The 18,613-nt window shown below is 71.0% G+C and carries 17 protein-coding genes; 9 read left to right on the top strand and 8 right to left on the bottom strand.

The genetic code is table 11. The features are described from left to right. Positions 1-32: 32 nt before the first annotated feature. The 5 genes from AB0L53_RS15700 to AB0L53_RS15680 form a co-directional block, all read right to left on the bottom strand. A complete protein-coding gene (locus AB0L53_RS15700; RefSeq protein ID WP_363993564.1) occupies positions 33-1,169 on the bottom strand; it encodes an MFS transporter in 1,137 nt (378 codons plus the stop codon). Positions 1,170-1,204: 35 nt separating this feature from the next. Further along, a complete protein-coding gene (locus AB0L53_RS15695) occupies positions 1,205-1,969 on the bottom strand; it encodes an SDR family oxidoreductase (RefSeq protein ID WP_363993562.1) in 765 nt (254 codons plus the stop codon). A gap of 13 nt (positions 1,970-1,982) precedes the next feature. After that, on the bottom strand, positions 1,983-2,780 hold the full coding sequence (locus tag AB0L53_RS15690; RefSeq protein ID WP_363993560.1) for a family 3 encapsulin nanocompartment shell protein: 798 nt from the start codon (positions 2,778-2,780) through the stop codon (positions 1,983-1,985). Between the two features lie 36 nt (positions 2,781-2,816). Then, positions 2,817-4,601 carry a carbamoyltransferase C-terminal domain-containing protein gene (locus AB0L53_RS15685; protein ID WP_363993558.1) on the bottom strand — a complete coding sequence of 595 codons (1,785 nt, stop codon included), beginning with the start codon at positions 4,599-4,601 and terminating at the stop codon, positions 2,817-2,819. Positions 4,602-4,718: 117 nt separating this feature from the next. Next, on the bottom strand, positions 4,719-6,083 hold the full coding sequence (locus AB0L53_RS15680) for an FAD-binding oxidoreductase (protein WP_363993556.1): 1,365 nt from the start codon (positions 6,081-6,083) through the stop codon (positions 4,719-4,721). A 177-nt stretch (positions 6,084-6,260) separates the two neighbouring features. Here AB0L53_RS15680 and AB0L53_RS15675 point away from each other — a divergent pair, with 177 nt between their 5' ends. From AB0L53_RS15675 to AB0L53_RS15660, 4 genes are read left to right on the top strand one after another with little or no spacing between them, the layout of a single operon-like run. Beyond that, the gene (locus tag AB0L53_RS15675; RefSeq protein WP_363993554.1) at positions 6,261-7,538 is read left to right on the top strand and encodes an aminotransferase class I/II-fold pyridoxal phosphate-dependent enzyme; all 1,278 of its coding nucleotides are present in this window, start codon (positions 6,261-6,263) and stop codon (positions 7,536-7,538) included. Beyond that, positions 7,535-8,452, top strand: a complete 918-nt coding sequence (locus AB0L53_RS15670; RefSeq protein ID WP_363993552.1) for a sulfotransferase — start codon at positions 7,535-7,537, stop codon at positions 8,450-8,452. The genes AB0L53_RS15675 and AB0L53_RS15670 overlap by 4 nt, the downstream gene beginning before the upstream one ends. Before the next feature lie 19 nt (positions 8,453-8,471). Beyond that, positions 8,472-10,034 carry an AMP-binding protein gene (locus AB0L53_RS15665; RefSeq protein WP_363993550.1) on the top strand — a complete coding sequence of 521 codons (1,563 nt, stop codon included), beginning with the start codon at positions 8,472-8,474 and terminating at the stop codon, positions 10,032-10,034. A 2-nt stretch (positions 10,035-10,036) separates the two neighbouring features. Next, entirely contained in the window at positions 10,037-11,176 is a 1,140-nt protein-coding gene (locus tag AB0L53_RS15660; protein WP_363993548.1) for an acyl-CoA dehydrogenase family protein, read from the top strand. Between the two features lie 9 nt (positions 11,177-11,185). Here AB0L53_RS15660 and AB0L53_RS15655 read toward each other — a convergent pair whose 3' ends face one another. Together AB0L53_RS15655 and AB0L53_RS15650 are read right to left on the bottom strand one after the other, a co-directional pair. After that, positions 11,186-11,848 (bottom strand): nucleoside monophosphate kinase, encoded by a 663-nt coding sequence (locus tag AB0L53_RS15655; RefSeq protein WP_363993546.1) that lies wholly within the window; start codon positions 11,846-11,848, stop codon positions 11,186-11,188. A gap of 3 nt (positions 11,849-11,851) precedes the next feature. Continuing rightward, positions 11,852-13,096 (bottom strand): ROK family protein, encoded by a 1,245-nt coding sequence (locus AB0L53_RS15650; protein WP_363993544.1) that lies wholly within the window; start codon positions 13,094-13,096, stop codon positions 11,852-11,854. Positions 13,097-13,226: 130 nt separating this feature from the next. Here AB0L53_RS15650 and AB0L53_RS15645 point away from each other — a divergent pair, with 130 nt between their 5' ends. From AB0L53_RS15645 to AB0L53_RS15625, 5 genes are read left to right on the top strand one after another with little or no spacing between them, the layout of a single operon-like run. Continuing rightward, positions 13,227-14,270 carry a substrate-binding domain-containing protein gene (locus AB0L53_RS15645; RefSeq protein ID WP_363993542.1) on the top strand — a complete coding sequence of 348 codons (1,044 nt, stop codon included), beginning with the start codon at positions 13,227-13,229 and terminating at the stop codon, positions 14,268-14,270. A 7-nt stretch (positions 14,271-14,277) separates the two neighbouring features. Next, the gene (locus AB0L53_RS15640) at positions 14,278-15,252 is read left to right on the top strand and encodes an ABC transporter permease (protein WP_363993540.1); all 975 of its coding nucleotides are present in this window, start codon (positions 14,278-14,280) and stop codon (positions 15,250-15,252) included. Continuing rightward, entirely contained in the window at positions 15,249-15,995 is a 747-nt protein-coding gene (locus AB0L53_RS15635; protein WP_358175658.1) for an ATP-binding cassette domain-containing protein, read from the top strand. The genes AB0L53_RS15640 and AB0L53_RS15635 overlap by 4 nt, the downstream gene beginning before the upstream one ends. Before the next feature lie 35 nt (positions 15,996-16,030). Next, complete coding sequence (locus AB0L53_RS15630) at positions 16,031-16,906, top strand: sugar phosphate isomerase/epimerase (protein WP_363993538.1); 876 nt, start codon at positions 16,031-16,033, stop codon at positions 16,904-16,906. After that, positions 16,903-17,559: a nucleoside/nucleotide kinase family protein gene (locus AB0L53_RS15625; RefSeq protein ID WP_363993536.1), complete on the top strand. Its 657-nt coding sequence runs from the start codon at positions 16,903-16,905 to the stop codon at positions 17,557-17,559. Before AB0L53_RS15630 ends, AB0L53_RS15625 begins: the two co-directional genes overlap by 4 nt. A gap of 49 nt (positions 17,560-17,608) precedes the next feature. Here the strand turns inward: AB0L53_RS15625 and AB0L53_RS15620 are convergent, their stop codons facing one another. Next, entirely contained in the window at positions 17,609-18,604 is a 996-nt protein-coding gene (locus tag AB0L53_RS15620) for an aminoglycoside phosphotransferase family protein (RefSeq protein ID WP_363993534.1), read from the bottom strand. Positions 18,605-18,613 lie beyond the last annotated feature (9 nt).

Genomic DNA, 18,613 nt, shown 5'->3' with positions numbered 1-18,613 from the left:
TCTCCATCGCCCACCGCCGTTCGGGCCTCAGGTCAACCTGACCGCCGCGCAGGGATCTGGCGCGTCGCCAGCGGGCCGAGCGCGAGTGAGCCGAGTACGACGGCCGCCGCCAGCGCGAACGCCCCCGGATAGCTGATGTCCGCGACCACCCCGCCGACCAGCCCCGCGAGCCCGAAGAAGATGTCGTACAGCGAGCTCAGCGCCCCCAGCGCCGCCCCCCGCTCCGCCTCCGGCGCCCGGCTGATCGTGATCATCGCGAGCGACGGGTAGAGCAGGGTGAACCCCGCCCCCGACAGCACCGCCCCCGCCGCCGCCACCCACCAGCCGGGCGCGAACCCGATCATGGCCAGGCCGGCGGCCTGCGCGAGGCTCGACGCGACGATCACCGGCATCGGGCCGAGCCGGTCCGGGAGGCGGCCGGCCACGAGCCGGGTCGCGATGTACGCGGCACTGAACACGCTCAGCAGTACGGGCCCGTTGGAGATCCCTCTGGAGGACAGGGCCAGCGCGCCGAAGCCCACCAGCACGCCGTACCCGAACGCCCCCATGCCCAGCGCCAGCCCCGGCAGCACGGCCGCGCCCGGGATGAGCTTGCGCGACACGACCGGCAGCCGCGCGCCGGACGGCAGCAGGCTCAGCACCGCGACGGCGAGGAGCGGCAGGACCACGGCGGCGGCCCACACCGCCGGGTAGGAGCCGAGACGGTACAGCGTCTCGCCCAGGGCGGGCCCGGCCATGAAGCCGCCCCACATCGCCAGGCCGTACCAGCCGACGATCTGGCCCCGGCGGTTTTCGGGCGCGAGCTGGACCGTCCACACCGAGCCCGCCGTGAACAACAACGCCTCGGCGACGCCCATGACGAGCCGGATGGTGATGAGGCCGGGCAGGCCCCACGGGATCGCGTACAGGGCGCCGATGACGGCGGCCAGCGCCGAGCCTGCCAGCATCAGCCGGCGACCGCCGAAGCGCTGCGCGAGCTGGCCACCGTAGGGGCGCAGTGCCAGGGTTACCGCCGCGGTCGCGGTGAAGGCCGCGCCGACGGCGAACGGCGTGCCGCCCAGCTCCTCGGTCACCAGTCGCGGGATCACCGGCACCGCCGCGCCGAACGCCGTGAACGTGACGAACAGCGCCGCCACCAGCCCGGCGAACGTCCGCGCCCAGGGGGTCACAGGCCGCAGGCGCCGCCGTCCATCAGCAGGACCGCTCATAGGCCGCGGGTGTTGCCGCCGTCCACCAGCAGCACCACGCCCGTGATGAAGGAGGTGTGCTCGCTGGCCAGGAACGCGGCGATCGCCCCGAAGTCGCCCGGCCGCCCGATCCTGCGCATCGGCAGGCCCTCGGCCACCCGCGCCAGCGCCGCATCCGCCTCGTCGCCGAACTGATGGTCCAGCGCGGGCGTGCGGTGGAAGCCCTGGGCGAGGACGTTCACGGTGATGCCGCGCGGGCCGAGGCTCGGCACGAGGCCCTTGGCGAAGCCCAGCACGCCCAGCCGGGCCACGGCCGAAAGGCCGGTCAGGGGCAGCGGCTGGCGTACCGCCTCGGAGGTGAGCATCAGCACCCTGCCCCAGCCGGTGTCCAGGTGCGGCAGGGCGGCCAGGACGACGCTCACGTGCGGGATCGTGTTGTCCTCCAGCGCCCGCCGGTACACGGGCACGTCGAACTCCTCCAGCGACCCGTGCGGCACCCCGCCCGAGCTGCTGACCACGATGTGCAGCGAGCCGAACTCGTCGGCGGTGCGCCCCACCCACTTGGCCACGGCCGCCTCGTCGCGCACGTCCACGCTGGTGCTGAGCACCCGTCCCGGACCCGCGGCGTCGATCTCGGCGTGCGCCCGCGCCAGCCGGTCGGGCTCGCGCGCGCAGATGGAGACATGCGCGCCTTCGGCCGCCAGCGTGCGGGCCACGGCCAGCCCGAGCCCGCTGCTGGCCGTCGCCACCAGCGCGACACGTCCGTTCAAGCCAAGGTCCATGACCAGACACCTCTCACGAGACCAGCAGGAAGTGCTGCGGCAGATGTACGGCCAGGCCGACGCGGGTGCTCGCCTCGATGACCTCGGTGTCCCGGCGCAGCCGCAGCGTGGACTGCGCGGGGTCGAGCAGCGTCACGGCCGCGCGGAAGTCGCCGAGCAGCGCGTCCCCCGCGCCGATCATGCGGGTGCGCGAGACGCGGATCCCGGCCGTCGCCAGCCGGTCGAGCGTCCCGTCCCGGACCAGCTTCCAGTACAGGCCGGGGTGGGTGACGATCCCGTCGCACGAGCCGCCGGTCTCCTCGACCTCGGCCGCCGCCGCGGTCAGCACGTCCTCGGGATCGCCGTCGAACGGCGCGTGGCGCGACTCCGCCAGGTGCAGCAGCCCGTCGATCGCGCCGTCGCCCGAGCCGTGCAGCAGGATCTGGTTCTCGACCGTGGACAGCCGTACGAGCACGCGGTAGTCCACGAAGGCGGCGAGCAGGCCGGGCTCGTCGAGCACGCCCTTGGGCACGGGCACGCCGACCTTGACCTCGGTCAGGCCGGCCACGCGGACGCTGGCGGCGAAGACGGACTCGGGCGTCTCGGCGTACGACGTCCCCGACCGCGCCGGCTCGGGCGGTGGCGCCTCGTGGACGTAGGGCACCTGCCCGTCGCCCACCTTCGCGCTCTTCAGCAGGTGCCGGACCGTGTAGCGCGGCCGGGTCTTGAACAGCGGGAACGCCTCGGTCAGCGCCAGACGGTACGGTACCTCGACGTCGCCGCCGTTCCGCGAGCCCGCCACCGCCCACGCGAACTCCTCGCCAGGAGACATGCCTTGCCCCTCCCCGGAAAACCGTTGAAATGGTTGTCAACGCTGAGCTGATTTGGTGGCTACAAACCGTCCGAGCACGAGGTAATCCATCTCGGTCTTCAGGAAGCAGTCCATGGCGTCGGCCGGGGAGCACACGATGGGCTCACCGGCCACGTTGAACGAGGTGTTGATGAGACAGGGCACCCCGGTCAACTCGGTGAAGGCGCGGAGCAACTCCGCCAGCAGCGGGTTGTCCTCCTCGCGGATCGTCTGAATCCTGGACGTGCCGTCCACGTGCGTGGCGCCGGGAATCAGGTCGCGGTAGCCGGGCCGTACGGGGAAGACGAACGTCATGTACGGCGAGGCCCGCTTCTTCCCCATCTCGAACACCTCGGGAGCCACGTCCTCCAGGACGACGGGCGCGAACGGCCGGAACGGCTCCCGGTGCTTGATCCGGTCGTTGATGATGTCCTTGATATCGCCGAACCGGGGATTGGCCAGAATGCTCCGGTTGCCCAGCGCGCGTGGCCCGTATTCGGTCCGGCCCTGGAACCAGCCGAGCACGCACTTCTCCCGCAGCAGCGCGGCCGTCTCCCGCGCCACGTCGCCGGGTGCCAGCTCACGCCATTCGACGCGCCCCGCGTGAGCGTCGAGCGTGGCGAGGATCTCCTCGTCGCCGTACGCGGGCCCCAGGTACGGCGAGCCGGAGACCCGCGGCTTGTCGCCCGCCTCCTGACTGGCGTAGAAGGCGGCGCCGATGGCCACACCGGGGTCGCTGGCGCCGAAGCTCACGTCCATCTCGGCGAACCTGGAGCCTTCGAGCAGCTTGGTGTTGTTGACGCAGTTCAGCGCCAGGCCGCCCTCGAACAGCAGCTTCGGGAGCGCGCTGCGCTCCTCCAGCGCGCGCAGTTGGTGGGCCGTCACCGCCTCGACCATCTCCTGGGCGGCCGCGGCGACCCGGACCCGCACGTCGAAGTCCTCCCGGCCGTCCGGGTCCGTGTCGAAGATCCGGTCGAACAGCGCGTAATAGGCGCGTACGGCCCGCGGCGCGTAGGGGATGGTGTAGCGGCCGTTGTCCGTCAGCGCCACCACGTGCTTGAGCAGCGGGTTGGGCTCCGGCGGCGGGCCGTGGCCGGCCAGGCCCATGACCTTGTACTCATCGTTGTTGGGCATGAAGCCGAGATACCTGGTCAGCACCGCGAACAGCAGGGCCAGCGAGTTGTCCCCGTCCACGGTCGCGTCGTCGAACAGGCGCACCTTGCCGTCGCGTACCTCACCGAGGATCGCCGACAGCCACTCCGCCCGGCCGTCGCTGACCACGAAGGCCGCCTCCCCGCCCCCGGACAGGTGGTAGCCCGTCATCAGGTGGGCGAGGTGGTGCGGCACCGTGACCAGCTTCTCGGCGGTCAGCGGGTGACCCGTGTGCTCGTGGAAGTCGGCGAGAATGGCCTCCTGGCTGAATATCCTGGAATAGGTGTCGTCGAGCCGCCGCAGCCTGGCGAATTTCTTGTCCACCGGCGCGTCGGTGTCCACGATCTCGGCGATCATGTTGTTCATGACGTCCTGGGAGAAACGCCAGGAATGCGCGAAGACATCGACCTCTTCGTACGTTTTCCCGGCCGCCCTTAAAACCCATTCGATGGCCTGGGCCGGAAACCGGGCGGTCTTCTTCTCGCGATTGAGCCGCTCCTCCTCGACGGCCGCGACCAATTCCCCGTCAACGATGAGGGCCGCCGAGGAATCGTGGCCGTAGAGCATGTGGCGGTCGATTCCCGTCGACCCGTAATAACGCGCGAAGAGTTCGGCGACCTTACCGAACCCGTTGTATCCGAGGACGATCACGAGAACTCCTTGGCGGTGAAGGACTCGGGTCCCACCAGTGAAGGTCATGCCGCCCTGGACGGCGTCCACCTGGTGATGACCCCGGGGGCGACGCATCGTTGAGCCGGTGGACGCGGCTCAGCGGACGGGTGAGGGCGCGACGTTGTAGTTGGCGCGGAAGAAGTTGTCCGGGTCCAGCCGCCGTTTCACCGAGGTCAGCCGGTCGAAGGCCGTCTCGCCGAAGGTCTTCCTGGCCCGGTCGCCGGTGGACGCATAGTTGATGTAGCCGTCGCCCCAGCGGCTGTACGGCTCGGCGGCGGCCGAGACGGACCGCGCCCAGGCGGTCTGCTCCTCGTCGGCGGCCGGGTCGGTCCAGATCGCCGTGCCCGTGACGTTGAAGGCGGCGCCGCGGAAGGGCACGGCCGTGGCCTCGGCGGGCACCCGCCGCACCGCGCCGTGCAGCGCCTCGACGAGGATCCCGTCCCTGAAGGGCCCCAGCCAGCGGCCGGCCAGGAACCGCTCGACCAGCGCGTCGGCCAGCGCGTCCGGCAGGGCGTCGGCGAAGCGGGCGCTCCAGTAGTGCCGGAGCCCGAACGCCAGGCGGCCGAGCGCGGCCTGCAGCGACAGGTACGACCTGGGCATGAGCTGCCAGTCGAGGAGCTCCGGCCCGCGCAGCCGCTTCTCCAGCGCCGCCCGGTAGCCCTCGTCGTCACCGCTGTAGGCCACGCAGATCACCGCCGCCGGGACGTGCGTGGGACCGTACCTCTTCAGGAACAGCGTGCAGTTGAGCTCGTCGGGCGCGTCGAGCATGAGCTCGCGGAACAGGCGCACGGCCCGGCCGAGCTCGGCACGCGGATAGGCCACGCAGCCCCCGTAGAGCAGGCCCACCGGGTGCGTACGGAAGCGGAACTCCGTCACCACGCCGAAGTTGTGGCCCGCGCCGCGCAGCGCCCAGTCGAGCTCGGGATCGCGCTCCGCGTCCACCTCGACCACCTCCCCCGCGGCCGTGACGAGCTGGTAGGAGAGCACGTTGTCGCAGGTCAGGCCGTATCTGCCCATCAGGTGTCCGAGGCCGCCGCCCAGGGTCAGGCCGCCGACGCCGGTGGTGTCGAAGGTGCCGCCCGTGGTGGCCAGCCCGTACGCGGTGGTCGCCAGGTCCACCTGGCTCCAGGTGGCGCCGCCGCCGACCGTGGCGGTGCGCTCGCCCGGATCGACCGTTACCGAGCTCATCAGCCGCAGGTCGATGACCAGCCCGTCCTCAACGGAGGCGTACCCGGCGACGTTGTGCCCGCCGCCGCGCACCGCCGTGACCAGCCCGGACTCGCGGGCGGTACGGATCACCGCCCGCAGCTCCGCGACGTCGCGCGGCAGGCAGATCAGCCGCGGCCGTAGATCGTGCATGCCGTTGAAGAGCAGCCGCACCTCGTCATAAGCGGGGTGGCCGGGTCCGACCACCCGATCGGGGCAGGCGGCGTTCAGGGCGTTCAGCGTGGAGACCGTCACTGACTCGTTCCTTTCTCGGGCCGAGGTTCTTCGACGGCTTATCACGCATTTGTGACACACGCGAGGGGGGTTGTCTTTCCGGGGACTTGCCGCGATAGTCGGCTCTTAGGTCCAGCGCGTAATTCACTACCCGACCAAATAGCTCACGTTATTTGTACCAACAGATTCGAGGGACCGGTGAATCCACCTCTGACCACCTGGCCCACTTATGACAAGGGTGATGTCTTCCTCAGCCCGGAGGACATCGCCGCGGCGATCGAGGCGCTGCGCGCCCGGTTGTTCTTCCGTTACGATTTCCGACCGCACGAGGAGACATTTACCGGGCTCTTCGAACGGCGGCTGTGCGAGGTGTTCGGCGCCGGGCACGCGCTGGCCTGCGCCAGCGGCACCACCGCGATCACCCTGAGTCTGCTCGCGCTCCAGCTGCCCGCCGGCTCGCCGATCGCCTGCCCCGCGTTCACCTTCGCGGCCACGCCGAGCGCGATCCTGCTCGCCGGGCACCGGCCGGTGCTCGTGGAGTGCGACGAGAACCTGCACCTGGACGTGCGCGACCTGCGCCGGGTGTTCGACGAGGGCGCCAAGGCGGTCGTCGTGGTGCACATGCGCGGCTTCGCCAGCGACATGCCGGAAATATGCCGACTGGCGGAGGAGTACGGCGCGTTGGTGGTCGAGGACGCGGTGCCCGCCCTCGGCGCGCGGCTCGACGGCCGCTACCTGGGTACGTTCGGCCACTTCGGCGCCTTCAGCACCCAGTCCGACAAGTCGCTCAACACCGGCGAAGGCGGGTTCCTGCTCACGGACGACCCCGAGGCGTACGCCCGCGCGGTGGTCTACAGCGGCGCCTACGAAGGCCGGATGGGCCGCCACTTCCCCGGCAAGGTCCCGGACGTCGACGACCGGGCGTACCCCATCTTCAGCTTCCGCATGGACGAGATCAGGGCGGCGCTGGCCGGAGCCCTGCTCCAGCGGCTGCCCGACCGGCTGGCCGCCCATCGCCGCAACTACGACTACGTGGCCGAGCGGCTGGCCGACCTCGACGGGATCGCGCTGCGGCAGCCGGTGGCGCCCGGCGCCTACCTCGGCGAGGCGCTGGTCTTCCGGCTGCCGGGGGCCACGCCGCGGGAGTGCGTCGCGTTCGCCGGGGCCGTCGCGGCCGAGGGGGTCGACGCCCGCGCGCTCGGCGACCGCGACGACGTCAACGTACGCGCCTTCTGGAACTGGCGCTTCCTGCTCGGCGACAACCCGGAGGCCGCGCGGAGCCTCTTCCCGACGTCGGCGCGCTATGTCAGCGAGGCGATCGACATCCCGCTCTCGGCCAACCTGGACCTGGCCGACTGCGACCGCCTGGTGACCGCCGTCAGAAAAGCCGCCGCCGGAAGAGCACCCGCCACAAAGCCCGCTGCCACAAAGCCAAGCAGTGAGAGCGCCGTCGCCGGACGGACCGCGAGCCGATGACGCCCGCAGCGCCGCGAGTGCTCTACGTCACGGGCTGGTGCAGGTCGGGCAGTACGCTGCTCGGCAACCTGCTCAACGAGCTGCCGGGCGTCGCGCACGTGGGCGAGCTCAACTACCTGTGGTCCAACGGCGTGCTCGGCACCGGCACCAACAGCACCTGCGGCTGCGGCAAGGACCTGCAGGACTGCGAGGTGTGGCGGCGGGTGCTGCGCGAGCTGGACGGTCACACCCTCGCGACGGAGATGATCGGCCTGCACAACGCCCGCCTGCGCACCCGCTTCACCCAGGAGCGGCTGCGCGAGGCACGGGGCATGGCCCGGCCGCCGCGCGACGTGCGGCGCATCAGCGAGGTCAAGCGGCGGCTCTACACCGCGATCGGCGCGGCGCTGGACGCCGAGGTGATCGTCGACACCTCCAAGTTCCCCGCCGAGGCGGCCCACCTCATGGGCCTGCCCGACCTGCGGCCCCAGGTGCTGCACATGGTGCGCGACCCCAGGGCGACCGCCTACTCGTGGCACCGCGCCAAGGGCTACATCCCGGCCATGAGTCCCTTGCGCAGCAGCGCGTACTGGACCGGCTTCAACGCGGCGTCGGAGTGGATCGCGCGCGCCTATCCCGGCAGGTGCCTCAGGCTCAGGTACGAGGACTTCGCCGCGCGGCCCGCCGAGACGATCGGCCAGGTCATGGCGTGGGCGGGCCTCCCGCCGCCCGGCCCGGTGATCGACGGGAACGCCGCCCGGCTCGGCGTCAACCACACCGTGACGGGAAATCCCGACCGGTTGCGCACCGGGCCGGTGGCCATCAGGCCCGACGACGCCTGGCGCACCGCCCTGCCGGCCTCGAGCGTCGCGCTGAGCACCCTCGCCGCGCTGCCGCTCATGAGCAGGTACGGCTACCGCCTGACCAGCCCCTGACATGCCGATGGGAGTACCCATGAACTGGCGAAGCGACGCCGAGCACTGCTACCGCGAAGGCTGGTGGCGCGACGGCACGCCCCTGGACGACCTCCGGCGGGCCGTGGAGCGCTCCCCGGGCCGCGTCGCGATCACGGCGCACCAGGCGGGCGCCGCTGACCTGGTCAAGCTGACGTACGCGGATTTATCGCGACTCGTGGAGCGGTTCGCCGGGGCCCTGACCGAGCTGGGCGTCGTCCGGGGCGACGTGGTCGCGCTGCAGTTGCCGAACTGGTGGCAGTTCCCGCCGCTCGCGCTGGCCTGCATGCGGGTCGGCGCGGCGGTCAACCCCATCATCCCGATCCTCCGCAAACGCGAGGTCGGCTTCATGCTGGAACGTACGGAAGCGAAGGTCTGCGTCGCGCCCGCGTCGTTCCGCGGCTTCGACCACGCCGGGATGCTCGCCGAGATCGCCAAGGAGGTGCCGACGCTGCGGCACGCGGTGACCATCGGCGGCGGCCCGCTCGACTTCGACGACGTCTTCATGTCCGGCGGCGACGTCCGGCTCGGCCAGTCGGAGGCGGGCCCCGACGACCTGGCCCAGGTGATGTTCACCTCGGGCACGACGGGCGAGCCCAAGGGCGTCATGCACACCCACAACACGCTGTACGCCGGCATCCGCACCGAGGCGGAGGCTCTCGGGCTGGACGAGGATCTGGTCGTCCACATGGGCTCGCCGCTCACCCACCAGGCCGGGTACCTCTACTGCTTCCTGATGCCGCTCCAGCTCGGCGGCCGGGCGGTGTTCCAGGACGTGTGGGACCCGGACGTCATGCTCGGCCTGGTCGAGTCGGAGGGCGTCAACTTCGGCATGGGCGCCACCACGTTCGTGGTCGACGCCATCGCCGCGCAGCGGGCCCGGCCCCGGGATCTGCGGACCCTCGACTCCTTCGCGTGCGGCGGATCGCCGATCCCGCCGAAGGTCGTGGAGGAGGCGGGCGAGGTGCTGGGCGTGCGCATGTACGCGCTGTGGGGCATGACGGAGAACGCCACGGTCACGATCACCCGCCCCGAGGACCCGCCGGATCTCGCCGCGCGCTCCGACGGCCGCCCCGCCCCCTGGATGCAGGTCCGGATCGCCGGCGACCGCCTTCAGGTACGCGGCGCGAACCAGTGCGTGGGCTACTGGAAACGCCCCGATCTGTACGCCGAAGCTCTCACCGGCGACGGCTGGTTCGATACGGGCGACCTGGCCAGGGATGACGGCGAGGGCGGCATCCGGATCACCGGCCGGGCCAAGGACCTGATCGTCAGGGGCGGGGAGAAGATCCCCGTGGTCGAGGTGGAGGCCGCGCTCTGGCGGCACCCGCGGATCAAGGAGGCCGCGCTGGTGGCCTACCCCGATGAACGTCTCGGCGAGCGGGCGTGCGCCTTCGTCGTCCCGGACGGGGAGCCGCCGTCACTCACCGACGTACAGCTGCATCTGGAAGGACTCGGCATGGCCCGGCAGTTCTGGCCGGAACGCCTGACGGTCGTCGCCGAGCTGCCGAAGACGGCGTCGGGCAAGGTACAGAAGTTCGAGCTGCGCGAACGGATGGGCTGAGCATGGACTTCGCGTTCGACGACGAGCAGGAGCGGCTGCGCGCCCGGGTGCGCGACTTCGCGGCCGAGCGCCTCGCCCCGCACTACCAGTCCGACGACCGGGCCGCGGCCATGCGCCCCGAGCTGCCCGGCGAGCTGGCCCGCATGGGCCTGCTCGGCCTGCGCGTCCGTAAGGAGTACGGCGGCGCGGGCGCCGACGCCGTGACCACCGGCCTGGTGCTCGAAGAGCTCGCCCGCGCCGACGTGAACAGCTGCTACCTGGTGCTCAACGCCGCGCTCGTGGCCGACATCCTGCAGGCCAACGCCTCACCGGAGCAGCGGGGAGACTGGCTGCCCGCCCTGGCCTCGGGAGAGCTGATCCCGGCCATCTGCCTGACGGAGCCCGAGCACGGCTCGGACGCCGCCGCCATCGAGTTCCGCGCCACTCTCCAGGACGGAGCCTGGCTGCTGCACGGCGAGAAGACCTCGATCATGCTCGGCATGACCGCCACGCACGGCCTCGTCTTCGCCAGGACGGGCGGTCCTGGCGCCCGCGGCGTCACCGCCTTCCTCGCCGACCTGGCCGCGGCGAAGCGGGAGGCGTTCACCGACCTCGGCAACCGCGCCGTGGGCCGCGCCCACCTGACCTTCGACGGCCTGACCACCGGGCCCGAGACGATCGTGGGCGGCGAGGGCCTCGGCTTCGTCCAGGTCATGCGGGGCTTCGACTACTCGCGGGCGCTGATCGCGTTGATGGCGACGGGCACCGCGCAGGCGGCGATCGACGACGCGCTCGAGCGGGCGCGCACCCGCAGCGCCTTCGGCCGCCCGCTCGGCGCCTTCCAGGGGCTCAGCTTCCCCCTGGTCGAGTACGCCACGCAGCTGCGGGCCGGCAGGGCGCTCTGCTACGAGGCACTGTGGCGCAAGGACCAGGGCCTCCCGCACACGACCGAGGCGAACATGGTCAAGTGGTGGGTGCCGAGGATGGCCGCGGACGCCGTCCAGCAGGCGCTGCTCACCTTCGGGCAGGCCGGCTACTCGGAGGAGCTGCGGCAGGCCCAGCGGCTGCGCGACGTGATCGCGCTGCAGATCGCCGACGGCACCGCCCAGATCACCAAGCTGGTGGTCGCCCGGCAGCTGCTCGGCCGCGACGCCGCGCCCTGAGCCCGCCTTTTACGAGGCCGTCTTCTCTGCGGCGTACGGCGGCAGGTTGAGGCGGTCGCGGATGTTGCGCTGGACGGTGGCCTTGTCGTCGCGGGCGTCGACCGACACGACGTACTCCTTGCCGCGGAACAGCTCCACGACCGGGTCGATCTTGTCGTGGTATTCGCGCAGCCGCGTGGCGAGCGCGTCCGGGGCGTCGTCCTCACGGGTGACGAGCTCGCCGCCGCACACGTCGCACCTGCCCTCGGTCGCGGGCCGGTGGGCGATCAGGTTGTAGTCCATCCCGCAGCGCGAGCACAGCCGCCTGGCCAGGACCCGCCGCCGCACCTCCGTGTCGGGCAGGTCGAGGTGGATCACGCCGTCGATGTCGTAGCTCTCCAGGAAGAACTCCGCCTGCCGCCGGCTGCGCGGGAAGCCGTCGATGATGAAGCCGTAGTTCCAGTCGTGCTGCTGGAGGCGTTCCCTGACGACGTCCTCGACCAGGTCGTCGCCCACGAGCTCACCGGCCGCGACCAGGCGGCGGACCTGGGCGCCGAGCTTGGTGTGGCTCTTGACGTGCCAGCGGAAGATGTCGCCGACGCTGATGTGCACGAGGTCGAGGTCGGTGGCCAGCAGGGTGCTCTGGGTGCCCTTGCCGCTGCCCTGCACCCCGAGGATCACGTATTTCCGCATGTCTCATTCTCCCCCGGAGACGGGGAGCATGATCTCAGCGCCCGCCGCACCGCGATCGACGAGCTCCTGAACCCGCTGGGGAGCGTAGATCCCGTCCACGAGGAGCTGCGCGAGCCCGAGTATGCCCGCGTTGGGGTCGAGGTCGCTGCGGACGATCTGGAGATTGCGGGTGGCCAGCGGCAGGGACCGCCGGTAGACGATCTCGCGGATGCCGGCGAAGAGCTGCTCGTCGGTGTGCGCGAGCTGGCCGCCGATCGCGATGATGCGCGGGTTGAACAGGTTGACCGTGTCGGCGATGGCGCCGCCGAGGATGCGGGCGGCGCGCCGCGCCAGGCGTACGGCGGCCAGGTCTCCTGAGCGGATCAGGCGCACGGCGTCGTCGACGGTGGTGATGTCGTGACCCGCCGCCTGGAGATCGCGGACGAGCGCCCAGCCCCCGGTGTAGGCCTCCACGCAGCCGAGGTTGCCGCATCGGCAGAGCGGCGGCTCGGCCACGTCGTCGACCACGACCTGGATGTGGCCGATGTCGCCGGCCGCGCCGTCGGCGCCCCGGTGCACCTGGCCGCCCGCGATGAGGCCGGTGCCGACACCGGTGCCGATCTTGACCATGAGCAGGTGCGGGACGTCGGGGTAGCGCAGGCGCTGCTCGCCGAAGGCCATCGCGTTGACGTCCTTGTCGACCAGCACCGGGCAGTTGTAGCGGGCGGTGAACCAGCCCGGGATGTCGAAGCGGTCCCAGCCGGTCATGATCGGCGGGCTGACCACCCGCCCGCTCGCGAAGTCGACGGGACCGGGCACGTCGATGCCGATGCCGAGCACGTCGCCCGGCTGGTGGCCGCGCTCGTCGAGCAGCTCGGCGAACAGCTCGGACACGATCGTCAGGATCGCCTCCGGGCCGCTGGTCACGTCGGCGCGGACGTCCCGCTCGGCCCGCACCACCCCGCCCAGGTCGCACACGGCGGTGCGCAGGCCGGTGGCGCCCACGTCGGCCACCAGCAGCACGCCCCGGTCGCGGTTGACGACGAACTGACCGGCGGGCCGGCCGCCCGTGCGCGCCTCCGTGGGCGCGGGGATGAGCAGCCCGGCGGTGAGCAGACCGTCGAGGCGCTGGTTGACCGTGGTGCGCGACAGGCCGGTATGCCGCATGACGTCGGCCTTGGTGAGCCCGTCGGGGATGTCGCGGAACAGGCTGAGGATCTCGCCCGAGCTGACTCCCATCCGCAGGGCGGACGCACCGGTTATGGCCATTAACCCACTCTATCGGCGACCGGGAGTGCTCGTAAGTCAAGAATGTTTCGACTTAAAAAGTCGAAACATGGGTTGTCAGAGTTCAGAAGTAGTCATACGGTCATCCCATTGACGCCGAAAGGGGCATCCGATGCACATGACCTCGCATGGAAGGCGAGCGACGACGGTCACCGCCGTGCTGGCGGCCGGGACACTGGCTCTGGGAGCCTGCGGCTCCAGCGTGTCCGCCGGCCCGTCCGGCAAGAGCGCCGCCGCCGAAGCCCCGAGCGTCGCCGCGGTGATCAAAGGACTGGACAACCCCTTCTTCCAGACGATGAAGCAGGGCATGGACGAGCAGGCCAAGGCGGGCGGCCTGTCTCTCACAGTCCAGGCGGCCACCTCCATCACCGACACCACTGGACAGGCGGACAAGCTCAACGGCCTGGCCGGGCAGCCCTTCTCCTGCTTCGTGGTCAACCCGATCACCGGCACCAACCTCATCCAGGGCCTGGCCAAGATCGGCGCGCAGAACAAGCCCATCGTCAACATCGACAGCCCGGTCGACGCCGGTGCGGCCGGCAGCGCCAACGTCAAGCTGGCCACCTACATCGGCACGGACAACGTCGAGGCCGGCAAGATGGCAGGGAAGCGGATGAGCGAGCTCGTGCCCGCCGGTGACGTCGCGGTCATCGGCGGCATCGCGGGCGACGTCACCAGCGGCGCCCGCGTCGAGGGGTTCCAGCAGGGCATCGGGCCCAATCTCAAGGTCGTCCAGACCGTCGCCGCCAACTGGGAGCGCCAGACCGCGCTCACCGCCGCGACCGACGTCATGCGCGCGAAGCCGGATCTGCGGGGCTTCTTCGTCGCCAACGACGACATGGGGCTCGGCGTGGCGCGGGCCATCGCCAACGCCGGCAAGGCGGGACAGGTCAAGGTCATCAGCGTCGACGGCATCAAGGACGCCCTCGAAGCGGTCAAGGCCGGCACGCTGGACGGCACCGTCGCCCAGTACCCGTACGCGATGGGCCTGATGGGCGTCGAGGCGTGCCAGGCCGCCACGAAGGGCAAGACGCTGCCGCCCAAGGTGAAGTCCCCGGTCGAGCTGGTCACCAAGGACAACGCGGACAAGGCGCTGGCGGCCACGCCCAAGCCGTTCGGCACCTACACCGACCCGTTCAAGAGCCTCATCCAGTAGGACAGAGATGGCAAACACCGCAATCGCCGCGCCCAACCACGATGCCTGGACCGCGCGCCTGAAGGACGTCGGCTTCTGGGCCGAGTGGGCGGCCCTCGTCGGGCTGATCGTCCTGGTGATCGTCTTCCAGGCGCTGAACCCCACCTTCCTCAGCGCCGGCAACATCGCCTCGATGCTGGTCGCCGCGGCGATCCTGATCATCCTGAGCGTGGGCCAGACGTTCGTCATCGCCACGGCGGGCATCGACCTGTCGATCGCCTCCGCGATGACCTTGGGCGCGGTCGCCTTCGGCCAGGCCTACGCGCTGGGCTGGGGGCTGTCGCTGTCGTGCCTGGCGGCCATCGTCGCCTCGGGCCTGGTCGGCGTGGTCAACGGAGTGATCATCGCCCGAGGCAAGATCACCGACTTCATCGTGACGCTCGGTACCCTTTCCGCGGCCTCCGGGCTGGCGCTGATCCTGTCCGAGGGCAAGCCGGTGACGATCATCGACGCGGCGCTGCTCCGCCTGTCGACCGGCGGGATCGGGATCTTCGGCTGGTCGTTCATCATCGCGGCGGTCGTCGCGGTGGTGGGGCACGTCCTGCTGTTCCACACCAGGTTCGGCACGCACGTGCTGGCCACGGGCGGGGCGGCGGAGTCCGCGACGGCTATGGGGATCAGCACCCAGCGCGTCAAGATCGCCGTCTACACGATCTCCGGCGTGCTCGCCGGGCTCGGGGCCATCCTGCTGGTGGCCCGGATCGGCGCGGCCGAGCCGGCCGCCAACACCTCCTTCCTGCTCAACTCCGTGGCCGCGGTCGTGCTCGGCGGGGTGAGCCTGTTCGGCGGGCGGGGCAGCATCATCGGCCCGGTCATCGGCGCGCTCCTGCTCGTCGCGCTGGTCAACGGGCTGACGCTGCTCGGCGTCTCGCAGTTCTACCAGCCTCTCGCCGTCGGCATCGTCGTGGTGCTGGCCGCGCTCCTGACAAGGTTCCAGCGATGACGAACACCCTGCTCGACTGCCAGAACGTGTCCCTGTCGTTCGGCAACGTCCGCGCCCTCGCCGACGTCTCGCTCTCCCTGCGCCAAGGGGAGATCACGGCGCTGGTCGGCGACAACGGCGCGGGCAAGTCCACGCTGGTGCGCTGCATCTCCGGGATCCACCGGCCCGACAGCGGCCACATCCTCTTCGAGGGAGAGAAGGCCGACTTCCACTCCCCCGACGAGGCCCGTACGGCGGGCATCGAGACCGTCCACCAGAACCTGGCCCTCGTCGAGGACCTCACCGTGTGGCAGAACCTCTTCCTCAACCGCGAGCTCGTCCGCGGGTTCGGTCCCATCGCGTTCCTGGACCGGCGGGCCATGCAGGCCCGCGCGCGGGAGATGGTCTCCACGCTCGCGGTCAACGTTCCCGCGGTGAAGTCCCGCGTCCGTCGGCTGTCCGGCGGGCAGCGCCAGGCCGTCGCCATCTGCCGCGCGGCGGGCTTCAGCTCCCGGCTGGTCATCATGGACGAGCCGACGGCCGCGCTCGGCGTCCAGGAGACGGCCCGGGTCGAGGAGCTCATCCTGCGGTTGCGCGACGAGGGGCACACGGTGCTGCTCATCAGCCACAACTTCGCGCAGGTCATGCGGCTGAGCGACCAGGTCTGGGTGATGCGCGCCGGCCGCTGCGTCGGCGGCCGCCGTACGTCCGAGATCACCGGCGAGGAGATCGTCTCCCTCGTCACCGGCGCCGCCGGCCAGTGAACCCCGTACCAAACCACCAAGTAGAAGGCACCACAATGACCACCACGACCAACCCCATCGGCGTGCACGCCCTCGTCTGGGTCGGTGACACCACGCCCGCGTCGGTGGAGCACGCGATCCGCAAGACGAAGGAGGCCGGGTTCGACCTGCTCGAACTGTCCCTGCACGACTCCGCCAACCTCGACGTCGCGGCCGCCCGCGACGCCCTGCGGTCGGCGGGCCTCGGCGTGGCCTGCTCACGCGGCCTCGCCTTCGACGCCGACGTCTCCAGCGACGACGCCGACGTGGTCGCGCGAGGCGAGAAACTGCTGCACGACTCGCTCATCGTCACCCACGAGCTCGGCGGCACGCACTTCACCGGCGCCCTCTACAGCGCCCTGGGCAAGTACGACCGCCCGCTCACCGACGCCGGCCGCCGCAACGTGGTGACGGTGCTGCGCGGCCTGGCGCAGGAGGCGCAGCAGCGCGGCATGACGCTCGGCCTGGAGATCTGCAACCGCTACGAGACCAACGTCATCAACACCGCGCGCGACGCGCTGCGGCTCGCCGACGACATCGGGGAGGACAATGTCCTCATTCACCTCGACACTTACCACATGAACATCGAAGAGGACGATCTCGTACGCCCGGTGCACGACGTCGGCGACCGGCTCGGCTACGTCCACATCGGCGAGAACCATCGGGGCTACCTCGGCTCCGGCCACCTGGACTTCACCTCCTTCTTCCACGCGCTGGCCGACATCGGCTACCAGGGGCCGATCACCTTCGAGTCCTTCTCCTCGGCCGTGGTGATGCGCGGGCTGTCGAACGACCTGGCCATCTGGCGCAACCTGTGGTCCGACGGCGAGGACCTGGCCCGTCAGGCCCACGGCTTCATCACCGGCCTGCTCCACGCGAGCCAGGCTCGATGATGACCCTCCACGATCTGGCGGCCCGAGCCCGCTCCCTCGTACGCGACGGCCACCGCGCGGTCCTGGGCATCACGGGCAGCCCCGGAGCCGGCAAGTCCACGCTCGCCGAGAACCTGGTCCAGCTGCTGCGACAGGACCGGCCCGCGCTCGACTGGGTGGCGCACGTGCCGATGGACGGCTTCCACCTCGCCGACGTGGAGCTGGAGCGGCTCGGCCGGCGCGACCGCAAGGGCGCCCCCGACACCTTCGACGCCGCCGGGTACGCCGCGCTGCTCCGCCGCCTGCGCCAGGACGAGGACGATGTGATCTACGCCCCCGCGTTCGAACGCGACCTGGAACAGCCGATCGCGGGCAGCATCCCGGTCCCGCGCACTGCCCGGCTCGTCGTCACCGAGGGCAACTACCTGCTGCTCCACGACGGCGACTGGGCCCGGGTGCGGCCCGAGCTCGACGAGGTCTGGTACTGCGATCTCGACGAGGACGAGCGCGTGCGGCGGCTCGTCGCCCGCCACGAGCGGTTCGGCAAGGAGCACGACGCCGCCGTGGCCTGGGTGATGGGCACCGACCAGCGCAACGCGAACCTGGTCAACGGCACCCGCCCGCACGCCGACCTGGTGATCTCCGACCCGACCCTGCGCACGCTGAAGGCCTAGTCCCGGCCGAAGTGGTGCTCGAGCCGTTTGCCGTACTTTGCAGGAGATGTCAGCTGTTTGATGCAGGAGCTGTCAGCTCGCGTACGGTGCCGGTGAGGGCTTCCCACGCTTCACGGGTATCGGCGCTCAGCTCATGGGGCGAACGCAGATCCTCGACGTAGAGGGCCACGTCCTCGATGGCCCAGCGCAGGCGGAAGAGCTCCATGACCTCCGGGTCGGGCCGCCGCCCGGTGAGCTCCGCGTAACGCGCCAGGTCATCCGGCCCGTCGGCGACCAGCCACAGATCCCGCTCGGGCGGCGCCAGCCCCACCGTGTCCCAATCCACCAGCACCGGGCCGCCTTCGACCATCACCACGTTGCCGGGATGCGGCTCCCCATGGGTCACCACGAGGTCCGCGCCGCCCGCCTCATCGACCCGCCGATCGAACTCCGCCAGCCGCTCCCGCAACCGCCCGGCGGAGTCGGCCACCAGAGCACGGGCGGGCTCCGCGTACGGCCCACCCCGCCAGACCCCGCCCGACGCCTCGATGGCCTCCTCCAGCCGGCCCCGCATCGGGATGCGCAACGGCCGGACGGGAGTCGACGGCGGCGGCGTCGTACGGTGCAACTCGGCGAGCATCTCCACGATCCTCCGGCGCTCACTGGCCGCCAGACGGTCGCCGAACTCCCCAGGACGCCCGCTGACCAGCGGAAAGACACTCACCGCGTGCCGGGGCCCGAGCAGCTGAAGCGTCTCACCCCCGGCGGCTGCCAAAGGCGCGACGACGAAGTCGAGACCCTGCGCACGCAGGGCGACGGCGGTGTCCATGGCCCGGCGCAGCGCGCTCTCCCCGTCCCCGGCCTGGTCTTTCTGCGTCAGGTCCGCGACCGTGACGAACCATCGCGGTCCATCCGTGTCAGCCGCGATCCAGTGGTAATCCCCGAACCCGACCGGCGCGTACTCCAGTGAGACGGCCTCGATCCCCCACTTCTCCAGGGCATCCCGCAACGCCCGCTCGTCAACTCCCGCCGGCCGGTCCTTCATGCCCGCCAGGTTATCGACCATGATCGCGCT

Origin of the sequence: Nonomuraea sp. NPDC052129 (assembly GCF_040680095.1) — a bacterium.
Lineage (GTDB): Bacteria > Actinomycetota > Actinomycetes > Streptosporangiales > Streptosporangiaceae > Nonomuraea.
The sequence above is the reverse complement of the archived record's forward strand: the minus strand, read 5'-3'. Positions and strand labels throughout refer to the sequence as shown.

Coding starts and splice junctions, on each gene's coding strand:
- AB0L53_RS15695 (WP_363993562.1), bottom strand. CDS start 1,969: ATGGACCTTGGCTTGAACGGACGTGTCGCGCTGGTGGCGACGGCCAGC.
- AB0L53_RS15690 (WP_363993560.1), bottom strand. CDS start 2,780: ATGTCTCCTGGCGAGGAGTTCGCGTGGGCGGTGGCGGGCTCGCGGAAC.
- AB0L53_RS15670 (WP_363993552.1), top strand. CDS start 7,535: ATGACGCCCGCAGCGCCGCGAGTGCTCTACGTCACGGGCTGGTGCAGG.
- AB0L53_RS15665 (WP_363993550.1), top strand. CDS start 8,472: ATGAACTGGCGAAGCGACGCCGAGCACTGCTACCGCGAAGGCTGGTGG.
- AB0L53_RS15660 (WP_363993548.1), top strand. CDS start 10,037: ATGGACTTCGCGTTCGACGACGAGCAGGAGCGGCTGCGCGCCCGGGTG.
- AB0L53_RS15655 (WP_363993546.1), bottom strand. CDS start 11,848: ATGCGGAAATACGTGATCCTCGGGGTGCAGGGCAGCGGCAAGGGCACC.
- AB0L53_RS15650 (WP_363993544.1), bottom strand. CDS start 13,096: ATGGCCATAACCGGTGCGTCCGCCCTGCGGATGGGAGTCAGCTCGGGC.
- AB0L53_RS15645 (WP_363993542.1), top strand. CDS start 13,227: ATGCACATGACCTCGCATGGAAGGCGAGCGACGACGGTCACCGCCGTG.
- AB0L53_RS15640 (WP_363993540.1), top strand. CDS start 14,278: ATGGCAAACACCGCAATCGCCGCGCCCAACCACGATGCCTGGACCGCG.
- AB0L53_RS15635 (WP_358175658.1), top strand. CDS start 15,249: ATGACGAACACCCTGCTCGACTGCCAGAACGTGTCCCTGTCGTTCGGC.
- AB0L53_RS15630 (WP_363993538.1), top strand. CDS start 16,031: ATGACCACCACGACCAACCCCATCGGCGTGCACGCCCTCGTCTGGGTC.
- AB0L53_RS15625 (WP_363993536.1), top strand. CDS start 16,903: ATGATGACCCTCCACGATCTGGCGGCCCGAGCCCGCTCCCTCGTACGC.
- AB0L53_RS15620 (WP_363993534.1), bottom strand. CDS start 18,604: ATGGTCGATAACCTGGCGGGCATGAAGGACCGGCCGGCGGGAGTTGAC.